Here is a 20,414-nt window from a genome sequence, read left to right on the forward strand (position 1 = left end):
CATTCATTGCATTTTTTGAGATCACGAATTTCTTCATGAGCGACCAAACCTCTCTGGATCTGGCACAACAGGCGGCCGGCGATGCACTGGACCTGGGCCAGTACGCGCAACGGGCCTATCTCGAATACGCACTGTCCGTGGTCAAGGGCCGGGCACTGCCCGATGTGACCGACGGCCTCAAGCCCGTGCAGCGGCGCATTCTGTACGCCATGGACCGCATGGGCCTGAGCTACAGCGGTCCCAACCACAACACGGCGGCCAAGCCCGTCAAGAGCGCACGCGTGGTCGGCGATGTGCTGGGCCGCTTTCACCCGCACGGCGACCAGTCGGCCTACGACGCGCTGGTGCGCATGGCGCAGGACTTCAACCAGCGCTATCCGCTGGTCGATGGCCAGGGCAACTTCGGCAGCCGCGACGGCGACGGCGCAGCCGCCATGCGCTACACCGAGGCGCGCCTGTCCAAGATCACGGGCCTGCTGCTCGACGAGATCGACATGGGCACGGTGGACTTCGTGCCCAACTACGACGGCAGCACGCAGGAGCCGCAGCAACTGCCCGCGCGCCTGCCGTTCGCCCTGCTCAATGGCGCCAGCGGCATTGCCGTGGGCCTGGCCACGGAAATCCCCAGCCACAACCTGCGCGAGGTGGCCGACGCCTGCGTGGCCCTGATCAAGCGGCCCCAGCTCAGCGACGAGGAACTGTTCCAGATCATCCCCGGCCCCGACTATCCGGGTGGCGGGCAGATCATCAGCAGCGCCTCCGACATCCAGGACGCCTATCGCACGGGCCGTGGCAGCCTCAAGCTGCGCGCGCGCTGGAAGATCGAGGAGCTGGCGCGCGGCCAGTGGCAGATCGTGGTGACCGAGCTGCCGCCCGGCGTCTCGGCGCAGAAGGTGCTCGAAGAGATCGAGGACATCACCAATCCCAAGGTCAAGACCGGCAAGAAGGCCTTGAGCCAGGAACAGACCCAGCTCAAGGCCAGCATGCTGGCCGTGCTCGACGGCGTGCGCGACGAGTCCAGCAAGGATGCGCCGGTGCGCCTGGTCTTCGAGCCCAAGACCGGCAAGGTGCCGCAGCAGGAACTGATCACGGCGCTGCTGGCGCACACCAGCCTGGAGTCGTCCAGCTCCATCAACCTGACCATGATCGGCCTCGATGGCCGCCCGGTGCAGAAAAGCCTGCGCCTGATGCTCGAGGAATGGATCGCCTTCCGCCAGACCACGGTCACCCGGCGCAGCCAGCACCGGCTGGCCAAGGTGCTGGATCGCATCCACATCCTCGAAGGCCGCCAGGCCGTGCTGCTGAACATCGACAAGGTCATCGCCATCATCCGGGCCAGCGACGAGCCCCGGCAGGCGCTGATCGATGCCTTTGCGCTGTCCGAGCGCCAGGCCGACGACATTCTGGAAATCCGCCTGCGCCAGCTGGCGCGGCTGGAAGCCATCAAGATCGAGCAGGAACTCAAGGAACTGCGCACGGAGCAAGGCAAGCTCGAAGACATCCTGGGCAGCGAAAGCACCATGCGCCGCCTGATCTGCAAGGAGATCGAGGCCGATGCCAAGCAGTTCGCCGATGCGCGCCGCACGCTGATCCAGGAGGAAAAGAAGGTCGTCGCCGAAGTCAAGGTGGTCGATGAACCCACCACGGTCATCATCTCGGACAAGGGCTGGGTGCGCACGCGCCAGGGCCATGGTGTCGATGCGGGCACGCTGAGCTTCAAGGCCGGCGACAGCCTGCACGGCACCTTCGAGTGCCGCACCGTGGACCAGTTGCTGGCCTTTGGCAGCAACGGCCGCATCTATTCGGTGCCGGTGGCCCAACTGCCCGGCGGGCGCGGCGATGGCCAGCCCGTGACCACGCTCATCGAGCTGGAGGCCGGCACCCAGATCCTGTACTACTTCGCCGGTGCCGAGGGCACGGCGCTGCTGCTGTCGGGGTCGGGTGGCTACGGCTTTGTGGCCATGGTGAGCGACATGGTCTCGCGCCAGAAGGCGGGCAAGGCCTTCGTCACGCTGGCCGACGGCGAGACGCTGTGCGCCCCGTCCACGGCCTACGGCGTGCCCATGGGCGCACGTGCCGAGCCGCAGGAAGGCGAGCAGGGCGCGGGCCTGCTGCTGCCGGCCACGCATGTGATCTGCGCTTCCACGGGTGGCCGCATCCTCACCTTCGAGATCGCCAGCCTCAAGCACATGGCCAAGGGCGGTCGCGGGCTGATGCTGCTCGATCTGGAGGACAAGGACACGCTGGCGGGCGCTGCCGCCTACACGCGCAGCATCCGCATCGATGGCCTGGGCCGCGGCGGCAAGGAGCGCAGCGAGACGCTGGAGATCCGCAGTCTCAACAATGCCCGTGGCACGCGCGGCCGCAAGGGCAAGTCGGCCGACCTGGGCTTCAAGCCGCAAAGCGTGACGCGCGTGGAGTAAGAGCGCGGCCGCCCCTGCAATGCCCTCCGCGAAAGGGACGGATCAGGGGTTTTCTCTGTGTTTTTCCGGCCTCCGGGCCCTGCTGCAGGCCTCAACATGGAGTCTTCCAAAATGAGGGAGACTGGATATGCTGCGACTTCGCATGGCACACAAGCTGTGGCTTGCAGTGGCCGCCATCGTGGTGGCGCTGGTGGGCGTGGTCGGCTTGTCGGGCTATCGCTCGGCCCAGGTCCAGGCCCGGTCCGAGGCGGTGACCCAGGAGATGCAGGCGCGGGTCCAGGCCGCCGTGCGTTGGATGGGGCTGACCGAAACCAACGCAGCCCGCACCCAGGCCGTGGTGGTCAGCAGTGATGCCGCCGTCGAGGCCGAGTTCAAGGACGTGATCAGCGCCACCTCGGCGCGGATCACCGAGGTGCAGAAATCACTGGAAGCCATGCCCCTGTCCGACGCAGACAAGGCGCAGATGGCCAGGATTGCGGCAGCCCGCAAGACCATGATCGAACTGCGTGCCCAGGCACGCCAGCTCAAGGCCGATGGCCGGCAGGAGCAGGCGTTGGTCCTGGTCAAGCAGTCCTACAACCCTGCCGTGGATGCCTATCTGCAGTCGCTGCGCGACTTCGTGCAGATGCAGGAGCAGGTGGTGCGCAGCAGCCAGGAAGAGATGGCCGCCTCGCGCAGGCTCACTGTGGGCTTTGCCGCTGCGGCCGTGGGCCTGCTGCTGCTGGGCATCGTCATCGGCGCCCATTTCCTGATTGCCAGCATCCGCCGGCCCCTGGCCGAGGCCAGCGAACTGGCCGAACGCATTGCCGCAGGCGACCTGAGCGCAGGCGTGCAGGGACAGGCACAGCGTGCTGATGAATTCGGCGACCTGCTGCGCTCGCTGCAGGCCATGAGCGAATCGCTGTCGGGCATGGTGCAGCAGGTGCGCCAGAGCACGGACAGCATCGCCATCGCCAGCGCCGAGATCGCCACCGGCAACCAGGATCTGTCCGTGCGCACCGAGCAGACCTCCAGCAACCTGCAGGAGACGGCTGCCGCCATGGAGCAGTTCACCAGCACGCTGCAGCAAAGCGCCAGCAGTGCGCAGCAGGCCAGCAGCCTGGCGGCGGGCGCGTCACAGGTGGCGCAGCGCGGCGGCGAGGTCGTGGCCCGGGTGGTCGAGACCATGAAGGGCATCAACGACAGCAGCCGGCAGATTGCCGACATCGTGGGCGTCATCGACTCCATTGCCTTCCAGACCAATATCCTGGCGCTGAACGCCGCCGTGGAAGCGGCCCGCGCCGGAGAGCAGGGCCGGGGCTTTGCCGTGGTGGCGAGCGAGGTGCGCACGCTGGCACAGCGCAGCGCGGCGGCTGCCAAGGAAATCCGCCAGCTCATCGGCGCCTCGGTGGAGCGGGTGGAGGACGGCGCCCGCCTGGTGGGCGATGCCGGCATCACCATGGAGGGCATCGTGCAGTCCGTGCAGCGCGTGGCCGACACCATCGGCGAGATCACGGCGGCCTCTTCGGAGCAAAGCGCGGGCGTGGCCCAGGTCAATCAGGCCGTGGGACAGCTGGACCAGATGACGCAGCAGAACGCGGCCCTGGTCGAGCAAAGCGCAGCCGCGGCGCAAAGCCTGCGGGAGCAGGCCGAGCAGCTGTCGCGCACGGTGGCGGTGTTCAAGGTGGCGCACCTGGCGCCTTCGCCGACGACGCTCGCAAGGCAGGCTGCGCCGGCGGCGCGCACTGCGCACAGCGCGGCCGCAGCGCCAAGGCGGCCGGCAGCAGCCGTGGCGCCTGCGGCTGTCGGGCCGGTTGCCGCGCGGCCTGCCGCAGCAAGGGCGGCGGCGCCCAAGCTGGCCTCGGCGCCCCGGCCTGCCGCACCGGCAGCCGAGGATGGCCAATGGGAGAGCTTCTAGCCGCCTGCGAGCACCGTGGCGCCGAGCGGCGGCGTGCCGATCAGGCCAGTTCGGCGATCAGCTCGATTTCCACGCAGGAGCCCAGCGGGATCTGGGCCACGCCGAAGGCGCTGCGCGCATGCGTGCCGGCATCGCCGAAGACCTGGCCCAGCAGCTCGCTGCAGCCGTTGGCCACCAGGTGCTGCTCGGTGTAGTCGCCCGTGGAGTTGACCAGGCACATCAGCTTGACGATGCGGCGCACGCGGCCCAGGTCGCCGCCGGCGGCATGCTGGAGCGTGCCCATCAGGTCGATGGCGATGGCGCGCGCGGCCTGCTGGCCGTCGGCAGTCTGCAGATCACGGCCCAGCTGGCCGGCCCAGACCTTGCCGTCCTTGCGCGCGATATGGCCGCTCAGGAACACCAGATTGCCCGTCTGCACATAGGGCACGTAGGCCGCCGCCGGGATGGCAGGCGACGGCAGTTCGATGTTCAGGGCCTTCAGTTGTTCGTAAACGCTCATCGTTGATTCCTTCGAGACAAGAAAAATCCGACACCAGTGCCGGGGTGGTGGACAGTGTGACACAGCCCCTTGCACCCTGGCATGTCAGGGCCTGGGCTTCCGTCAGTCTGATTGTTGTCTGAATCCGAGGCGGTGCATGGTGGCTGCGCGGCATCCGCTCCTAGCATGTGTGGATGCACCCTGCGGCACCTGCCCAAACCCTCTCGCCGTCTTCCTGGACGCCCCTGCTGCTCGGCTGCGTGGCCGGTGCGGCCTGGCAGGTCACGCAGCCGCGCCTGTGGCCGCTGTGGATGTATCTGCTCTTGGCGGGCATGGGGCTGGCAGGCCTGGCATGGAGGGCATGGGCAGGCCGGCGCGGCCGTGGTGTGCACCGCCTGTGGGCCGCTGTCTGCGCTGCCTTGCTGGTGGGCGGGTTGACCGGCTGGCGTGCCCAGGACTTTGCGGGCCAGGCGCTGTCTGCGCCGTTGGAGGGGCGTGACCTGCGCATCGTCGGCGTCGTGGCATCGCTTCCCCAGAACATGGCCCAGGGCATGCGCTGGCGCATGGAGGTGGAGCAGGCTCGGATCGCCGGCAGCGAAGAGGTCTTGGCGCCGTTTCCTGCACTGATCGAACTGTCCTGGTACGCCCCCCGGGGCCGGCAGTCCAGGGGTGTTGCCATGCTGCCCGATCTGCGGCCGGGCCAGCGCTGGGCGCTGACCGTGCGGCTCAAGCGCCCGCATGGCGCGCGCAATCCCCACGGTTTCGACTATGAGCTGTGGCAGTGGGAGCAGGGCGTGCAGGCCACGGGCCATGTGCGCGAACAGCCCGCTGCACGCCAACTGGCCGACACCGGCAGCCATGCCCTGCAGCGCTGGCGCCAGCAGATGCGCGACGCCATCTTGGGTCGCACAGCCGCGCTTGCGGCATCCCTGCAGCGCATCGGCCTGGACCCTGTCCATGCGCCGCGCATGCTGGGTGTGGTGGCCGCCCTGGCCATGGGCGATCAGCAGGCCATTGTGCGGGATGACTGGACGCTGTTCCGGCATACCGGCGTGGCCCATCTGATGAGCATTTCCGGCCTGCACATCACCTTGTTCGCCTGGCTGGCAGCCCTGGTGGTGGGGCGGCTGTGGCGCTGCAGCGCACGGGCCTGCCTGTGGTGCCCTGCGCCGCAGGCGGCCCTGCTGGCCGGCGTGCTGCTGGCGGGCGGCTATGCGCTGTTCAGCGGCTGGGGCCTGCCGGCACAGCGCACCGTCTGCATGCTGGTCAGCGTGGCTGTGTTGCGCGGCGCCGGACTGCGCTGGCCCTGGCCCGCCGTGTGGTGCCTGGCGCTGGCCGTGGTCGTGGTGCTGGACCCCTGGGCCCTGTGGCAGGCCGGCTTCTGGCTGAGCTTTGTGGCCGTGGGCGTGCTGCTGGCCACCGATGCGCGCATGCAGGGCGCGCAGCGGCCTTCGCTGCCTGCCCGTGCGCTGGCCTTGTGGGGCGAGCAATGGCGCATCTCGCTGGCGCTGGCGCCGCTGGGCCTGATGCTGTTCGGCCAGCTGTCGCTGTCGGGCCTGCTGGCCAATCTGGCGGCCATTCCCTGGGTGACCTTCGTGGTCACGCCGCTGGCCCTGCTGGGGGCCTTGTGGCCGCCCTTGTGGACAGGCGCGGCGCTGGCGCTGGCCCCGCTGCTGGAGCTGCTGCAATGGCTGGACCAGTGGGCATGGGCCGTGGTGCAACTGCCGCAGCCGCCGCTGTGGGCGGGGCTGGCTGCGCTGTGCGGTGGCCTGGCGCTGGTGGCTCCGGTGCCTGCCGGATGGCGCTGCTGGGGCCTGGCCATGTGCCTGCCGGCCCTGTGGTGGCCGTCGCCAGCACCGGCGCATGGCGAGTTCGATCTGATGGCCGTGGACATAGGCCAGGGCAATGCCGTGCTGGTGCGCACGGCGCGGCATGCCTTGCTGTATGACACGGGGCCGCAGTACGGCATGGACAGCAATGCCGGCGACCGGGTGCTGGTGCCGCTGTTGCAGGCTCTGGGTCTGAGGCTGGATGCCCTGTGGCTCAGCCACCGCGACAATGACCACACGGGCGGTGCATTGGCCGTGCATGCCGCGCAGCCGCAGGCGGAAGTCTGGGGATCGGATTCCGTGATCCTCGACCCTGCGCTGGCCGGCCTGGGCGCTGTGCGCCGTTGCCAGGCGGGCCAGCATTGGGAATGGGATGGCGTGCGGCTGGAGGTGCTGCATCCGTCTGCCGGCGAACGGTTGCCCTCCGCACGGGCGCTGGCCCATGCCAATGCGGGCAGCTGTGTGCTGTTGCTGCGCTCGGCATCTGGCGTGCAGGCCTTGCTGGCCGGTGACATCGAGGCTGCGCAGGAGCGGTCACTGGCAAGGGCCGGCGCCCTCACGCCTGTGCAGTGGCTGCTGGTGCCCCACCACGGCAGCCGCACTTCATCGAGCACCGCCCTGGTGCAGGCCCTGGCACCGCGCTGGGCCATGGTGCAGGCGGGATATCGCAGCCGTTATGGCCATCCTGTCCCCGAGGTGGTGCGTCGCTATGAGGCCCATGGCGCCGGCGTGGTGCAGTCGGCCCGCTGCGGCGCGGCGCACTGGCGCTCTTCGGACCCCGTGCACCTGGTCTGCGAGCGGGAAAGGGCGCGCCGCTATTGGGATGTGCACGTCACGCAGGGGCAGGGCGGATAGGGCGTGCGCCGATGTTGGAACAGGATGCATATGCTGGATACCGCTTGTCCGGATTGAGGTTACCTATCGCTACACTGGTGCGATACGAGGGCTGGCCCGTAGCTTGCTAGACCCCGTACACATGCAGCGACAGGAGGTGACGAATGCATCCATTTGACGAGATGTACACGATGACGCCGTTCGACGGCAGCGATGTGCGCCTGCACTACAAGGACTACGCGCAATGGCTTGCGCGCCAGTCCGAACAGACGCTGCGAGCGCGCAGCGCCGAGGCCGAGATCATCTTCCGGCGCGTCGGCATCACGTTCGCCGTCTACGGCGACAAGGACGAAAGCGGCGCCGGCAACGAGCGCCTCATCCCCTTCGACCTGATACCGCGCGTCATTCCCGCACATGAGTGGTCGCGAATGCAGGCGGGCCTGGTGCAGCGCGTGACGGCGCTCAACCGCTTCCTGCACGATGTCTATCACGACCAGGAGATCCTGCGCGCGGGCCTGGTGCCGCGCGAGCTGGTGCTGAACAACAGCCAGTACCGGCCCGAGATGCGGGGCCTGGCGGTGCAGGGCGGCATCTACGCCCACATTGCCGGCATCGACATCGTGCGCGCTGCCAATGCCCAGGGCGAGGGCGTGTACTACGTGCTGGAGGACAACCTGCGCGTGCCCTCGGGCGTGTCGTACATGCTGGAGAACCGGCGCATGATGATGCGGTTGTTCCCGGACCTGTTCTCGCGCCATCCCGTGGAGCCCGTGGCCCACTATCCCGACATGCTGCTGGAGACGCTGCGCGCCAGCGCGCCGGCCGGCACGCCCGAGCCCACGGTGGTGGTGTTGACGCCCGGCATGCACAACAGCGCCTACTTCGAGCATGCCTTCCTGGCCCAGCAAATGGGCGTGGAGCTGGTCGAGGGCCAGGACCTGGTGGTGGACAAGGACGTGGTCTACATGCGCACCACGCGCGGCCCGCAGCGCGTGGACGTGATCTACCGGCGCGTGGACGATGATTTTCTCGACCCCGAAGTCTTCCGCCCCACCTCCACGCTGGGCTGCCCCGGCCTCATGCGCGCCTACCGTGCCGGCAACGTGAGCATCTGCAATGCAGCGGGCACGGGTGTGGCCGATGACAAATCGGTCTACCCCTATGTGCCGGAGATGATCCGCTTCTACCTGGGCGAGGAGCCCATCCTGCAGAACGTGCCGACCTGGCTGTGCCGCAAGCCCGATGACCTGCGCTACGTGCTTGACCACCTGGACGAGCTGGTGGTCAAGGAAGTCCACGGCGCCGGTGGCTACGGGATGCTGATCGGGCCTGCCGCCTCGCGCGGCGAGATCGAGGATTTCCGCCGCGCGCTCATCGCCAATCCCGGCGGCTATATCGCGCAGCCCACGCTGGCGCTGTCCACCTGCCCCACCCTGGTGGAGCAGGGCATCGCGCCAAGGCACATCGATCTGCGGCCCTTCGTGCTCAGCGGCAACCAGGTGCGCATGGTGGCCGGCGGTCTCACGCGCGTGGCGCTCAAGGAGGGCTCGCTGGTGGTCAATTCATCACAGGGCGGCGGCACCAAGGACACCTGGGTGCTCGGGGCCGGTGAGTCAAACGAGGGAGGACATTGAATGCTCAGCCGTACTGCCGATCATCTGTACTGGATGTCCCGCTACACGGAGCGTGCGGAGAACACTGCCCGCATGCTCAACGTCTCCTATGACACCTCCATGCTGCCCCAGGCGCCGCAGGTGGCGCGCAAGGCCTGGCAGGGCGTGCTGTCCATCAGCGAGCTGATCCCCTCCTACGCCGCCCGCCACGGCGAGGTGCAGCGCGAGGCCGTGCTGCACTTCATGGTGCGCGACGAGAGCAACTCCTCGTCCATCGCCTCCTGCCTGCGCGCTGCGCGGGAGAACGCGCGCGCCGTGCGCGGCGCCCTGACCACCGAGGCCTGGGAGACCCAGAACCAGACCTGGCTGGAGCTCAAGCGCCTGCTGGCCGAGGGCGACTGGGAGCGCGATCCGGGCCAGTTCTTCGAATGGGTCAAGCACCGCTCGCACCTGTCGCGCGGCGTGACGCTGGGCACCATGCTGCAGGACGAGGCCTTCCACTTCCTGCGCCTGGGCACCTTCATCGAGCGCGCCGACAACACGGCACGCCTGCTGGACGTGAAGTTCCACGCCATCGAGCGCGACTACCACGGCAGCGCGCGCAATGGCGCATCGGGCAAGGCGGCCACGCCGTTCGACTTCTACCACTGGAGCGCGCTGCTGCGCAGCGTCTCGGCCTTCGAGGTCTACCGCAAGGTCTACCGCGACGTGATCACGCCCGAGCGCGTGGCCGAGCTGCTGATGCTGCGCAGCGACATGCCGCGCTCGCTGCTGGCCAGCATGCTGGAGGTGGTGGCCAACCTGGAAAGTGTGGCCAACGCCCAGTCGCGCGAGACCCAGCGCAAGGCAGGCCGCCTGCTGGCCGACCTGCGCTATGCGCGCATCGACGAAATCCTGGCCACGGGCCTGCACGCCTATCTCACGCAGTTCCTGGACCGTGTGCACGACCTGGGCCAGGGCATCAGCCGGGACTTTCTGGTGCCCGCCTGAGTCCGCCGGCCGCCATGCAGCACAAAGCCGCCCTTGGGCGGCTTTGTTCATTGGTTCATTGGGCGGGCCGAATTCAGGCCTGCGCGCTGCCCAGGTCCAGCACAACGCCCTCGGCGCCGCCGATGGGCAGCACGTCGCAGTTGTCGCCAGGGCCGCCACGGTCGATCACGATGAAGCGCGCCGGCGCATTCAACGCGATCAGCGAGTGGTGCCAGACACCGCGCCGGTAGTTCACGCCCTGGCGTCCGTTGGTGATGAAGGCGCGCAGGTCGGCGGTTGCCACCTGTTCGCCCAGGGGGGCCACCACCACGATGAAGGGCTGCGCATCCAACGGCATGAAAGCCTGGCTGCCCAGGGGGTGGCGCTCCATGCTGGTCAGCCGCAGGGGCAGCGCATAGGGCCGGGCATGGAACAGGTTGATCAGCCCATGGCCTTCGCTGCCGCCCGTGTCCACGCGGGCCAGGGCGTGGTAGCGCTCGGTCATGCCATCGTTGATGAGCAGCGGTGTGTGGCCTGTGCTGTCCAGGACCTCGCCAAACTCGGCAAAGGCCTCGGCGGTCAGCGGCTGGGCGCGCAGGCAAAGGCTGGCGGGGCGGGTCTCTGACAAGGTGTTCACGAAGTTTTGCCTCTTGTTTTCGTACTGGTAATACCAGTTTGCAGTTGGACCGGATTTTTGTCAAACCTCGGGGAATTAGTTTTGCTTGCGTTGAATTGGGGTAAATGCGAGTGCACATGGCAAAGCGCTGGGGGTACCGTTCGCTTCGTAATTTCATACCGGTAATACCAGTTGGTCGCAACTCCTCAACCAAGGACTCCCTGATGTCATCTCTTCCTGCATCTGCCGAGGTCGCCGGCGCGGCGCCGGCGCTGGCCAGCGAAACGCCGGCCGAGGCCGCCGTCTACCGCAAGGTGGCCTGGCGCCTGCTGCCCTTCATCATGGCCTGCTATGTGGCGGCCTACCTGGACCGGGTGAACGTGGGCTTCGCCAAGCTGCACATGCTGGCCGACCTGCAGTTCAGCGAAGCCATGTACGGCCTGGGTGCGGGGCTGTTCTTCATCGGCTATTTCTTCTTCGAGGTGCCCAGCAACATGCTGATGCACCGCATAGGCGCCAAGGCCACCATCTCGCGGATCATGATCATGTGGAGCCTGATCTCGGCGGCCATGATGTTCGTGAGCACGCCCACGCAGTTCTACGTGCTGCGCTTTCTGTTGGGCGCGGCCGAGGCGGGCTTCTACCCCGGCATGATCCTGTACATGACCTACTGGTTTCCGTCGTACCGGCGCGCCCGCATGGTGGCGCTGTTCATGTGTGCGATTCCGGTCTCGGGCATCCTGGGCGGCCCGCTGTCGGGCGGCATCATGGACCTGATGCAGGGCGTGGCGGGGCTGCGCGGCTGGCAATGGCTGTTCCTGCTCGAGGCCATTCCCTCGATGATCCTGGGCCTGGCCGTACTCTGGTATCTGGACAACGGCATCCGCGCCGCACGCTGGTTGACCGAGGCGGAAAAGACCCTGCTGGAGCGCAATATCGCCCGCGAGAACGCCAGCAAAAGCGATAGCCATGTGACGCTGCGCGCGCTGTTCTCCGACCCGCGCATCATCAAGATGGCCCTGATCTGCTTTTGCACCGTCATGGGCCAGTACGGGCTCACGTTCTGGCTGCCCAGCCTGATCCGCCAGTCGGGCGTGGAGGGGGCCTTTCACATCGGCCTGCTGACGGCCGTGCCGTTCTCGGTGGCCGTGGTGTCCATGAACCTGGTCAGCCGCAGTTCGGACCGCATGCGCGAGCGCCGCTGGCACCTGATCGTGCCGTTCTGCGTGGGCGCAGCGGGCCTGATGCTGTCTGCCATCTTCAGCGGCAACGTCTATCTGTCGCTGGCCGCCCTGGCGCTGGCTGCGGGCGGCAGCCTGGCGACCTCTCCGCTGTTCTGGAGCCTGCCCACGGCCATCCTGTCCAGCGCGGGTGCGGCAGCCGGCATTGCGCTGATCAACTCCTTTGCCAACCTGGCGGGCTTCATCAGTCCCTACATGATCGGCCTCATCAAGGATGCGACACAGAGCACCAATGCCGCCATGTTCGTGCTGGCCGGCGTGCTGCTGTTCGGCGCCTTCCTGACCTATACGGTGCCGGCCAAGCTGGTCAACAAGTAGAGGCACCAACGCAGCACGACCACACGACCACGCGGCAGCGGTGCGCAGTCGCTAAGATCAGCGCACCTGCCGCCCCCGACCCCGAGACCTGCCAACGCATGGAACCCAGCACCGCTTCCAGTCCTTCCGCCAGCACCGCCGTTGCCGGCAATGCCGCCCGCGTGATCCGCGAGTGGATCGAGGGCGGCGTGTATCCGGTGGGCGCGCTGCTGCCGTCGCAGCGCGACCTGTCGGAGCAACTGGGCATCAGCCGGACCTCGCTGCGCGAGGCGCTGTCCACGCTGCAGGGGCTGGGCCTGGTCGTGGCGCGGCCCGGCAAGGGCATGTACGTGACCGAGGCCACCGACGCCCCGGCCTCTGCCGCAGAGGCCTGGCGCTTTGCCGACTCGCATGCGCTCACCGATGTCTATCAGCTGCGCTATGCGCTGGAGGGCTTTGTCGCACGCCTGGCCGCCCTGGTGGTGCAGCCCGAAGACGTGGCGGCCCTGCAGGCCAACCTGCAGGCCATGCAGCAGAGCATCGAGCTTGCCGATTTCGTGCAGGCCACGCGCCTGGATTTCGAGTTTCACCTGCAGATCGCCACCATCTCGGGCAACCATGCGATTGCCGACGTGCTGCGCGGCAGCGGCGAGGTCATGCAGGAAAGCCAGCGCCTGCCGTATTACAAGCGCGGCGCGCGCCATGCGACCGCCGAGGAGCATGCCGCCATCATCGAGGCCCTGTCCCAGGGCCGGCCCGAGCTGGCGCAGCAGGCCATGGCCTCGCACATCGTGCAGGCTGCCCAGCGCGCGGGCGTGCACTTTCCCACCGGCCTGTAGGCGCGCCGGCACGAGCCCGATCGGCCGGGTTTTTGGCCTTACCATCCTTGGCGCAACGCATTTTTTCCTCTCTACAGACCGCCACGGATGCCGATCCATGACAAGCCAAGGAAATGAACTCTGCATACTGGCAGACGCCCTCGCGGCGCAGCGCGAAGGACTCTTGCAGACATGGCGCAAGGCCGTCAGGCGGGACCCGGCACTGACCGCCGGCGAGGCGCTTCCCCGCACCCAGTTGAACGATCACATTCCGGCAGTGCTGGCCGCGTTCGAGCAGCAATTGCGGGCCCTCGGCGGTGCCCCGGCAGGCGCTGCCGAGCCGCCGGTCGATGGCGAGCAGGCCGCCGCCCACGGCCTGCACCGCTGGCAACAGGGCTATGACCTGCATGAAGTCGTGCGCGAGCTGGGCCTGCTCAACGAAGTCATGGTGGCGCAACTGGAGGCCTATGCCGAGGAGCATCCCGATGCGCATGGCGCCATGCCCGTTGCGCGCAAGGCCTGGGCCGCCACCTACACGCGCGACGTGCAGGACAGCAGCACCCAGTATTTCCGCCTGCAGCAGCAGGAGGCCGAGGGCCATGTGCGGGACCTGGAAGCGGCGCTGCATGACGTGAGCACGCTGGACCTGCAGCGCTCGCAACTGTGGGAGCAGGTCGCGCATGACCTGCGCAGCAACGTCGGCGTGGTGGCCAATGTGACGCATGGCCTGGGCATGCAGCATGCGCCGGCGCAGTCGCGCGAGAAACTCCTGCGCATGCTGGACCGCAACGTCCAGTCGCTGCGCCATCTGCTGGATGACGTGACGGAGCTGGCCAAGCTGCACGCCGGGCGCGAGCATCGCCAGCTGACCTCCTTTGACGCAGCCGCGGTGATCACCCATCTGTGCGAGGGACTGCAGGCCCTGGCCAACGATCGCGGCCTGTACCTGCACCTGCAGGGGCCGGGGACGATGCCGGTGGAAGGGGATGCCTTGAAACTGCGCCGCATCGCGCAGAACCTGATACTCAACGCGCTCAAGTACACCCAGGAGGGCGGTGTCACGGTGAAGTGGGCTCTGGGCGATGGGGAGGACAGGCGCCGCTGGATGCTCTCCATCGGGGACACGGGCCCTGGCATGGCGCCTGCGGCGCCTTTGGTTGCCGCCCTCAAGCAGGCCACGGACATGGACCCTTCGGGCCACCTGGGGTCGGCGGCATCCGGGGCGGTCCGCACCGGGGGCGTGCCGCAGCAAGGCGGTGCGGCGGCCAGCTACCGCAGCGGCGCAGGCGAGGGGATCGGCCTGTCCATCGTCAAGCGGCTGGCGGAATTGCTGGACGCCACGATCGAGGTGCAGTCGGCCGCACAGACCGGCACGACCTTTCTTCTGTTGTTTCCGCTGCGATACGCCGACGAGTGACCGATAGCCGGGCCAGAAGATGAAAAAACGGGCACACAGGCCCGTCGTTTCGAGTGCGGGGTGCGGCCTGTGCCGCCGCCCCTGAGTCCGATGCTCAGGACTCTTCGTCCATCTGCGACTGCAGGTAGTTCTGGATGCCGACCTTGTCGATCAGGTCCAGCTGGGTTTCGAGGTAGTCGATGTGCTCCTCGGTATCGTCCAGGATCTTTTGCAGCAGATCGCGCGAGACATAGTCGCGCACGCTTTCGCAGTGGGCGATGCCGTCCTTGATGGTCTGCTGCGCGGTTTTCTCGCTGCTCAGGTCGCAAGCCAGGGCTTCGGGCACATCCTCGCCGACTTGCAGCTTGCCCAGGTCCTGCAGGTTGGGCAGGCCGTCGAGCACGAAGATGCGGTCCATGAGCCAGTCGGCGTGCTTCATCTCGCCGATGGACTCCTTGTATTCCTTCTTGGCCAGCCTGTCGAAGCCCCAGTGCTTGTACATGCGGTAGTGCAGGAAGTACTGGTTGATGGCCGTCAGCTCGTTCTTGAGCTGGGCTTGCAGCCAGGTGATGACTTGTGCGTCGCCTTGCATGGGGAACTCCTTTGTTGTACGTGGGGGACCGCGCCGATCGCCGGCCGCTATAGGGGTGGATTGTCTAGGGTTTCTGCGTCAGATCAAGCAAACCCCTGTTATCGCGCATTGGCTGCTTATGAGGCGCGTTCTCGTTTGCGGGCCGGCTGCGGGGTTGCTGCATTGCCTTGTCATATTTCGGCCCAAAATAGCCTCTTCAGGCCGGTGGCGGGCTGGTCAAGCCCGCAGGCCTGGAGACCAAGGATGTTCACATAGTTTTTGGCAATCGGATGAATTCAATCAATTCATTGGATCAATCGATTGCCTGGGCCTAGACTTCGTCCTGTGTTCACTCACCAACCACAAAGGAAACAGCAATGTCCGTGATCAACACCCAAATCAAGCCCTTCAAGACGCAAGCCTTCAAGAATGGCAAGTTCATCGAAGTGACCGAAAAGGACGTCCTGGGCAAGTGGGCCGTGTTCTTCTTCTACCCCGCTGACTTCACCTTCGTGTGCCCCACCGAACTGGGCGACGTGGCCGACCATTACGACGAGCTGCAAAAGCTGGGCGTGGAAGTCTTCTCCGTGTCCACCGACACCCACTTCGTGCACAAGGCATGGCACGACACGTCGGACACCATCCGCAAGATCAAGTACACGATGCTGGGCGACCCCACCTGGGAAATCAGCAACAACTTCGAAGTCCTGCGTCCCGGCCAGGGCCTGGCTGACCGCGGCACCTTCATCGTCGATCCCGATGGTGTGATCCAGGCCGTGGAAATCACCGCCGAAGGCATTGGCCGCAACGCCGTCGATCTGCTGCGCAAGGTCAAGGCTGCGCAGTATGTCCGCAACCACCCCGGTGAAGTCTGCCCCGCCAAGTGGGAAGAAGGCGACAAGACCCTGGCTCCTTCCCTGGACCTGGTCGGCAAGATCTGAGGCACCCCCTGAGCGGCTGTGCCGCTTCCCCCGTGTGCACGGCGCCCTCTCTCGCTTTGCGGGAGGGGGACGACGCCCTCGCTGCGGGGCGGCGCGGCCGGCCTAGGCCCTTGCTCGGCGTCCCGGGCTTGGGCAGCGCCAGTCGCATGCAGAGTCAGCTGTGCCGATTGGCACGTTGAACTGTTGAAGACGCCCGGGTGCCTGGCGCCCGGCATTTTTTTTCCGAAAATTCGTATTTCCCTAGGAGTCCGACATGCTTGACAACAACCTGAAAGCCCAATTGCAGGCCTACCTGGAGCGCCTGCAGCGTCCGGTGGAACTGGTGGCTTCGCTGGATGACAGCCAGGGTGCGCGCGAGCTGAAGGAACTGCTGCTGGAAATCCGCGAGCTGAGCGACAAGATCACCGTCGTCGAGCACAACGACGCCGAGGTGCGCAAGCCCTCGTTCCTGATCACCAATCCCGGCGTGGACAGCGGCGTGCGTTTCGCAGGCGTCCCCCTGGGCCATGAATTCACCTCGCTGGTGCTGGCCCTGCTGCAGGTCGGCGGCCATCCGTCCAAGGAATCGGCCGAGCTGCTGGAGCAGGTGCGCAATATCGACGTGCCGCTGCACTTCGAGACCTATTACTCGCTGTCCTGCCACAACTGTCCCGACGTGGTGCAGGCGCTGAACCTGATGTCCGTGCTCAACCCCAAGATCAGCCATACCGCCATCGACGGCGGGCTGTTCCAGAAGGAAGTCGAGCAGCGCGAAGTCATGGGCGTGCCCACCGTCTTTGTGAACGGCGAGCGCTTCGGCCAGGGCCGCATGGAGCTGGCCGAGATCGTGGCCAAGGTCGATACCGGCGCCGCTTCGCGTGAAGCGGCCAAGATTTCCGCCAAGGATGCCTTCGACGTGCTGATCGTCGGCGGCGGCCCGGCCGGCGCGGCAGCTGCCATCTATGCGGCGCGCAAGGGCATCCGCACCGGCATCGCCGCCGAGCGCTTCGGTGGCCAGGTGCTGGACACCGTGGACATCGAGAACTTCATCTCGGTCTCCAAGACCGAAGGCCCGCAACTGGCCGCCGCCATGGAGCGCCATGTGCGCGACTACGAGGTGGACATCATGAACCTGCAGACGGCGTCCAAACTGATTCCGGCCGCCACGGAAGGCGGGCTGATCGAGGTGCAGACCGCCTCGGGCGCCAGCCTCAAGGCCAAGACGGTCATCCTCTCGACCGGCGCGCGCTGGCGCAACATGAACGTGCCGGGCGAGGACAAGTACCGCACCAAGGGCGTGACCTACTGCCCGCACTGCGACGGTCCCTTGTTCAAGGGCAAGAATGTGGCCGTCATCGGCGGCGGCAACTCGGGCGTGGAAGCGGCCATCGACCTGGCCGGCATCGTGCGCAGCGTGACGCTGCTGGAGTTCGCCAGCGAGCTCAAGGCCGACGCCGTGCTGCAAAAGAAACTGCGCAGCCTGCCCAACGTCACGGTCATCCTCAACGCCCAGACCACCGAGGTCAACGGCGACGGCAAGAAGGTCACCGGCCTGACCTACAAGGACCGCACGACGGAAGAGGTCAAGACCGTGGCGCTGGAAGGCATCTTCGTGCAGATCGGCCTGCTGCCCAACACCGACTGGCTCAAGGGCACGGTGGAGCTGACACGCTTCGGCGAAATCGTGATCGATGCCAAGGGCCACACCAGCGTGCCCGGCGTGTTCGGCGCAGGCGACTGCACCAACGTGCCGTACAAGCAGATCATCATTGCTGCCGGTGCCGGCTCCACGGCTGCACTGTCGGCCTTCGACCACCTGATCCGCCACTGACCAGCCGCTGCTCCGCCATGCCGCGGAGCAAGCCGGAGAAAGGGCCCGGATGCCATGGCATCCGGGCCCTTTTTTCATCGCCCTGCCAGGGGCAGAAGGCCTGGCGCAGCAAGGGGAGGGTGGGGGCTATTTTTCATGCCCGCGTCTTCAGGCGCGGGCCTTGTCGCTGTGGGTGTCGCACAGATAACTGCCTGGCGGCACGCAGCGCCAGCAGGGTTTGTTCCGGGGCCTATGCGCCAGATCAAAGTAATAAATGAGAACTATTCGCATATAATTTTTCTTCATCCAGCCAGCACATGACGCGCCAACGGCTGGCGGGCCACCCGCCAGCTGCTGCAAGCAGAAGCCAGCTCTCGCACATCCATGTTGATCAGAGAGAGAGGGCTTCGCAATGGCTTACGACTTCGCAATGCAATCAAGCGCCCGGCGGGCGCGTCATCCCCTGGCCGCCGCCTGCGCGCTGCTGTGCGCCTCCGCTGCCCTGGCCCAGGAGCCGGGGCGGGCCGCCACAAACGTTGCAAATGCCGGAGATGCCGACACGCAATTGCTGGCGCAGGCCGCGTCCGGGGCACGGACCCGTGCCCCGGCCCTCAAGGAGATGGTGATCAGCGCCTCGCGCGAAGTGCAGGACCCTGACACCCTGCCCATGAGCATCGACGTGATCGACGCCGGCCGCATGGAACGCGAGCAGGCCAGCGACATCCGCGAGATGGTCAACCTCCTGCCCAATGTCGAGGTGCCGCGTGCCCCGGCCCGCTTCTCGCTGGCGGCTTCGTCGGCCGGGCGCGATCAGAACAGCGGCTTCAACATCCGTGGCCTGGATGGCAACCGCGTGCTCATGCTGGTCGATGGCGTGCGCCTGCCGCGCAGCTACAGCTTCAGCGCCAACAGCTTCGGCCGCGACTACCTGGACCTGGGCCTGGTGCAGCGCGTGGAAATCCTGCGCGGCTCCACGCCGGCGCTCTATGGCTCGGACGGCATGGGCGGCCTGGTCAATTTCGTGACCGTGCAGCCGGACGATCTGCTGGGCAAGGACAAGCGCATCGCCGGCCGCATGGCTGCCGGCTATGACGGCTCGGACAACGGCCGCAAGCTGGGCGCCACCGTGGCGGGCCGTGCCAGCCCCGAATGGGCGTGGCTGCTGTCGGCGGGCCTGGGCCGCTCGCACGCGCTGGAGAACATGGGCACGAACAACGTGACGGGCGCGGCGCGCACCACGCCCAATCCCGAGAAAGACCGCAGCGAATCGCTGATGGGTCGCCTGGTCTTCACGCCCAGCGCCGTGCAAAAGCATGTCTTCACCTTCGAGAACGTGGACAAGCGCGCCGACTACGCCCTGCTGTCCGCGCGCTCGGCCACCGTGGCCAATTCCGACTCGCGCACCGACATGAAGCGCTGGCGGGCCAGCTGGCAGGGCCAGTGGCAGCAGCTGGGCACGGCGCTGGCCGACGAACTGCAGCTGATGGCCAGCTACCAGAAGTCCGACGCGCGCGAATTCGTCACCGAGACGCGCATCGGCCTGCCCTACCGCGAGCGCGACGTGACCTATGACGAGGACGCGATCCAGCTGCACGCACAGGCCAGCCGCCTGCTGCGCTGGAGTTCTTCGGCCAGTGGCAAGTTCACCTACGGGCTGGACTACCTCCGCAACAAGGTGGTCAACGCGCAAAACGGCATCACGCCGCCCGTGGGCGAGAGCTTCCCGCTCAAGCGCTTCCCCGACACCACCGAAAGCGCCACCGCCCTGTTCGCCCAGGCCGAACTGCACAACGGCCCCTGGAGCGTGACCCCGGGCCTGCGCGCCGAGCACTACAGCATCAAGCCCCGGCAGAACGGCTTTCTGCCCACCGTGGTCAGCAACTCCGACTCCGCGCTCTCTCCCAAGCTGGGCGTGATGCTGCAGGCCAGCCCGGTCTGGTCGGTCTACGGCAACTACGCGGCGGGCTTCCGGGCGCCCAATGCTGGCCAGATCAACGCCTTCTTCGAGAACCCGGTGGCGTTCTACCGCAACATCCCGAATCCCAACCTGCGGCCCGAAAAGAGCCAGACCTTCGAACTGGGCCTGCGCGGGCGCATGGACAGGCTGCGCCTGGACGCCGCCGTGTTCACGGGGCGCTACAAGGACTTCATCGTCGACCAGCAACTGGTTGCGGGCCAGCCCGGCAACGCGGCCAACCCCGCCATCTACCAGTCCATCAACGTGGGCCGCGCCCGCATCAGCGGCTTCGAACTCAAGGCCGACTACGACTGGGGCCGCTGGGGCGGTGGCGACTGGCAGACACGCCTGGCCTACGGGTACACCGACGGCAAGGACACCCAGACCGACAAGCCGCTGGACACCATCTCGCCCCAGCAACTGGTGCTGGGCGTGCGCTATGAGCGCTCTGCCGTGGGCGTGCAGTTCAACGTCTCGCACTGGAGTGGCAAGAAGGCCGGCGACGTGTCCAACGGCAGCGCCGCCTGGCTCAGCCCCTCGGCCACCGTGGCCGACCTGAGCGCCCAGTGGCGCATACGCCCCGACCTGCGCCTGAACGCCGGCATCTACAACCTGACCGACAAGAAGTACTGGCGCTGGGCCGATGTGCGCGGCCTGGCTGCCAACACGGCGATTGCCGACGCCTACAGCCAGCCCGGCCGCCATGTGCGGGTGTCGATGGTCAAGGATTTCTGAAGCATGCGCC

At 66.9% G+C, this 20,414-nt stretch carries 14 protein-coding genes; 11 read left to right on the forward strand and 3 right to left on the reverse strand.

The window, feature by feature from the left end; translation table 11 throughout:
• Positions 1 to 35: 35 nt before the first annotated feature.
• On the forward strand, positions 36 to 2,423 hold the full coding sequence (gene parC, locus LGR64_RS04835) for a DNA topoisomerase IV subunit A (protein ID WP_034396406.1): 2,388 nt from the start codon (positions 36 to 38) through the stop codon (positions 2,421 to 2,423).
• A gap of 127 nt (positions 2,424 to 2,550) precedes the next feature.
• Positions 2,551 to 4,320 carry a methyl-accepting chemotaxis protein gene (locus LGR64_RS04840; protein ID WP_141834349.1) on the forward strand — a complete coding sequence of 590 codons (1,770 nt, stop codon included), beginning with the start codon at positions 2,551 to 2,553 and terminating at the stop codon, positions 4,318 to 4,320.
• Positions 4,321 to 4,360: 40 nt separating this feature from the next.
• Here LGR64_RS04840 and LGR64_RS04845 read toward each other — a convergent pair whose 3' ends face one another.
• Positions 4,361 to 4,819, reverse strand: coding sequence for a RidA family protein (locus LGR64_RS04845; protein WP_012206880.1), 459 nt, complete (start codon positions 4,817 to 4,819; stop codon positions 4,361 to 4,363).
• A gap of 173 nt (positions 4,820 to 4,992) precedes the next feature.
• On the opposite strand from LGR64_RS04845, the gene LGR64_RS04850 reads away from it, so the two are divergent.
• The 3 genes from LGR64_RS04850 (at position 4,993) to LGR64_RS04860 (ending at position 10,064) form a co-directional block, all read left to right on the forward strand.
• Positions 4,993 to 7,482 carry a DNA internalization-related competence protein ComEC/Rec2 gene (locus LGR64_RS04850; RefSeq protein WP_141834352.1) on the forward strand — a complete coding sequence of 830 codons (2,490 nt, stop codon included), beginning with the start codon at positions 4,993 to 4,995 and terminating at the stop codon, positions 7,480 to 7,482.
• Between the two features lie 143 nt (positions 7,483 to 7,625).
• Complete coding sequence (locus LGR64_RS04855) at positions 7,626 to 9,095, forward strand: circularly permuted type 2 ATP-grasp protein (protein ID WP_012206878.1); 1,470 nt, start codon at positions 7,626 to 7,628, stop codon at positions 9,093 to 9,095.
• On the forward strand, positions 9,096 to 10,064 hold the full coding sequence (locus tag LGR64_RS04860; RefSeq protein WP_012206877.1) for an alpha-E domain-containing protein: 969 nt from the start codon (positions 9,096 to 9,098) through the stop codon (positions 10,062 to 10,064).
• A gap of 73 nt (positions 10,065 to 10,137) precedes the next feature.
• On the opposite strand, the gene LGR64_RS04865 is transcribed toward LGR64_RS04860, so the two are convergent.
• Positions 10,138 to 10,680 (reverse strand): ureidoglycolate lyase, encoded by a 543-nt coding sequence (locus LGR64_RS04865; protein ID WP_043782625.1) that lies wholly within the window; start codon positions 10,678 to 10,680, stop codon positions 10,138 to 10,140.
• A 203-nt stretch (positions 10,681 to 10,883) separates the two neighbouring features.
• Between LGR64_RS04865 and LGR64_RS04870 the strand changes: the two genes are divergently transcribed.
• The 3 genes from LGR64_RS04870 (at position 10,884) to LGR64_RS04880 (ending at position 14,432) form a co-directional block, all read left to right on the forward strand.
• Positions 10,884 to 12,218: an MFS transporter gene (locus tag LGR64_RS04870; protein WP_013801125.1), complete on the forward strand. Its 1,335-nt coding sequence runs from the start codon at positions 10,884 to 10,886 to the stop codon at positions 12,216 to 12,218.
• Between the two features lie 98 nt (positions 12,219 to 12,316).
• Complete coding sequence (locus tag LGR64_RS04875; protein ID WP_141834354.1) at positions 12,317 to 13,036, forward strand: FadR/GntR family transcriptional regulator; 720 nt, start codon at positions 12,317 to 12,319, stop codon at positions 13,034 to 13,036.
• Between the two features lie 97 nt (positions 13,037 to 13,133).
• A complete protein-coding gene (locus tag LGR64_RS04880; protein ID WP_141834356.1) occupies positions 13,134 to 14,432 on the forward strand; it encodes a sensor histidine kinase in 1,299 nt (432 codons plus the stop codon).
• 94 nt (positions 14,433 to 14,526) lie between these two features.
• Here the strand turns inward: LGR64_RS04880 and bfr are convergent, their stop codons facing one another.
• Positions 14,527 to 15,003, reverse strand: coding sequence for a bacterioferritin (gene bfr, locus LGR64_RS04885; protein ID WP_012206872.1), 477 nt, complete (start codon positions 15,001 to 15,003; stop codon positions 14,527 to 14,529).
• A gap of 356 nt (positions 15,004 to 15,359) precedes the next feature.
• Here bfr and ahpC point away from each other — a divergent pair, with 356 nt between their 5' ends.
• From ahpC to LGR64_RS04900, 3 genes are all read left to right on the forward strand, one after another.
• Complete coding sequence (ahpC, locus tag LGR64_RS04890; RefSeq protein WP_012206871.1) at positions 15,360 to 15,923, forward strand: alkyl hydroperoxide reductase subunit C; 564 nt, start codon at positions 15,360 to 15,362, stop codon at positions 15,921 to 15,923.
• 253 nt (positions 15,924 to 16,176) lie between these two features.
• Entirely contained in the window at positions 16,177 to 17,733 is a 1,557-nt protein-coding gene (ahpF, locus tag LGR64_RS04895) for an alkyl hydroperoxide reductase subunit F (protein WP_012206870.1), read from the forward strand.
• Between the two features lie 391 nt (positions 17,734 to 18,124).
• Entirely contained in the window at positions 18,125 to 20,404 is a 2,280-nt protein-coding gene (locus tag LGR64_RS04900) for a TonB-dependent hemoglobin/transferrin/lactoferrin family receptor (RefSeq protein ID WP_141834361.1), read from the forward strand.
• Positions 20,405 to 20,414 lie beyond the last annotated feature (10 nt).

It is taken from the genome of Delftia sp. Lp-1, assembly GCF_020523835.1.
Lineage (GTDB): Bacteria > Pseudomonadota > Gammaproteobacteria > Burkholderiales > Burkholderiaceae_C > Comamonas > Comamonas acidovorans.